We start from the raw sequence: 1,648 nt of genomic DNA on the forward strand, positions 1-1,648 counted from the left end.
TGCGGTGGCGCTGGCGCAGCGCGGCCTCTCGTTCGCGCGCACCGGCCGCGAAGGCTGGACCTTGCGTCCCGGCGAGCGCGACGACCATGCGCGATTGCTGCGCGAGGTCGAGGCCGAGCTCGGCACTGTCGGCGCCATCCATCACCTCTGGTGCCTCGACGAGGTGCCGGCCGCGCAGCCGCAGCCCGAGCTGCTCGAGCGCGGCTTCTTCAGCCTGCTGGCGCTGGTGCAGGCGCTCGATGGAGGCGGCGCGGCCACTGCCACGCTGCCGATCGCGATCGTCGCCAACCAGGTCGAGGACATCACCGGCGCCGAGGCGCTGTGCCCCGAGAAGGCCACGCTGCTGGGCATCGCCAAGGTGATCGGGCAGGAGTGCCCGCGCATTCATTGCCGCGTGATCGACGTCATGCTGGCCGCGCCCGAGAGCGAGGCCGAGACCCTGCTGGTCGAGCAGATCGCCGCCGAGGCCGCTGCGCTGTGCACCGAGCCCGGCGAGCCGCTCTCGGCCTACCGCGGCGCGCACCGCTGGGTGAAGGCGTACGAGCCCGCGCCGCTGCCGGCTGCTGCACAGCCGCGCCTGCGCCGCGAGGGTGTCTACCTGATCACCGGCGGCCTCGGCGGCGTCGGCCTCGCCATCGCGAAGCACCTGGCGCAGCACTGGCAGGCCAGGCTGGTGTTGCTGGGCCGCACCGCGATGCCGGCGCGCGACGCATGGGCCGCGCTGGCGGCCGACGCCAGCCAGCCCGAGGCACAACGCAACCGGCTGCGCCAACTGCTGGCGCTCGAGGCGCTGGGCGCGCAGGTGCTGACCCTGTCGGCCGACGTGTCCGATCCCACGCAACTGCAGGCGGCGCTCGCGCAGGCGAACGCGCGCTTCGGCGCGCTGCACGGCATCGTGCATGCGGCGGGCGACGCGGGCGGCGGCCTCATGGCGCAGCGCACGCGCGCGCAGGTCGACACCGTGTTCTCGACCAAGGTGCGCGGCACCCGCGCGCTGCTCGACGCGTTGCGCGGGCAGCCGCTCGACTTCGTGCAGTTCTGCTCCTCGATCTCGAGCGTGGCCGGCGGCCTCGGCATGAGCGACTACGCCGCAGCCAACGCCTACCTCGACGCCGTGGCGATCGCCCAGGCGCGCGTGGGCGGCTGGCCCGTCTTCTCGGTCAACTGGGATGCCTGGCGCGGCCTCGGCATGGCCGAGCACATGGTCGTGCCCGAAGGCATCGGTATGGACGGCCCCGAGGGCGCGCGCACCTTCGAGCGCATCGTCAACGGCCCGCTGCGCCCGCAGACCGTGATCTCGACCACCGACCTCGCGCAGCGCCTCGGCCCGCTCGACGCAGGCATGCTCGAGCTGCTCGACGACAGCGGCGCGCCGCCCGTGGCGACCGGCGGCAGCCATCCGCGCCCCGCGCTGTCGACCCCGTTCGTCGCACCCGAGGGCGAACTCGCGAACGCGCTGGCTGTGCTGTGGACCGAGCGCCTGGGCATCGCGCCGATCGGCATGGACGACAACCTGTTCGAGCTCGGCGGCGATTCGCTGGTGGCGATCCAGCTGCTGTCGCGCATCCGCAAGGCCTACACGGTCGAGCTGCATCCCAGCGAGTTCTTCAAGGCGCCGACCCTCGCCGGCCTGATCGCGAAGCTGCCG

1 protein-coding gene is annotated in these 1,648 nt (G+C 73.4%); it reads left to right on the plus strand.

The features are described from left to right. Positions 1–1,648, plus strand: a 1,648-nt coding sequence (locus AC27VN_RS40850; protein ID WP_490880416.1) for an SDR family NAD(P)-dependent oxidoreductase, incomplete at both ends; no start/stop codon positions are given.

It is taken from the genome of Variovorax sp. 20P10.2.4 (assembly GCF_058244205.1).